The sequence below is a fragment of the Staphylococcus sp. HMSC069D12 genome, assembly GCF_001810405.1.
Classification (GTDB): Bacteria; Bacillota; Bacilli; order Staphylococcales; family Staphylococcaceae; genus Staphylococcus; species Staphylococcus haemolyticus.
The window spans coordinates 1-554 of sequence record NZ_KV801117.1; the positions used below are offsets into that span (position 1 = coordinate 1).

Below are 554 nucleotides of genomic sequence, written 5' to 3' on the forward strand. Positions count from 1 at the left end.
CAGATAAACCAAATAATAAAGAGTTACCAGATACTGGTAATGATGCTCAAAATAATGGCACATTATTTGGTTCACTATTCGCTGCGCTTGGAGGATTATTCTTAGTTGGCAGACGTCGTAAAAACAAAAATAATGAAGAAAAATAATATTTAAACTTCATAATTTTGGGTAAAATTTAAAACCAGGCCTTACATGGCCTGGTTTTATTTTAAATACTATGATATAAATTAATGGAAATAGGACAAATATATAAAAATAAGGAGGAAACAATGGAATTTGAACATAAATTAGAGAAATTAATATCTGAAGTAAATAATAAGACTGAAATTAATAATTATGTTTTTTTTAGTTTAGGTAAGTCAAGTGTTAAAGCACAGGTTAAGTTATTAAAAAAAACTAATTATCTCAAACAAGATATTTCAAAATTGGCACTTAAATTTAAAAAGAAATCTGGGGAATTTCCTGAGTGGATTAAATTAGATATTGTAACCTCGACTGAAAAAATATTATTTAAAGAATTAAAAAAAACACTGATCAATACAAGAAGAAATTAT

At 25.6% G+C, this 554-nt stretch carries 1 protein-coding gene and 1 pseudogene; both read left to right on the forward strand.

What is annotated here, in order from left to right; translation table 11 throughout:
- Positions 1–146 (forward strand): LPXTG cell wall anchor domain-containing protein (locus tag HMPREF2737_RS12035; protein WP_078091049.1); only part of this gene is annotated, 146 nt, incomplete at its 5' end.
- A 123-nt stretch (positions 147–269) separates the two neighbouring features.
- Positions 270–554 (forward strand): annotated as a pseudogene (locus tag HMPREF2737_RS09680) (poly(glycerol-phosphate) alpha-glucosyltransferase); the annotation flags it as partial.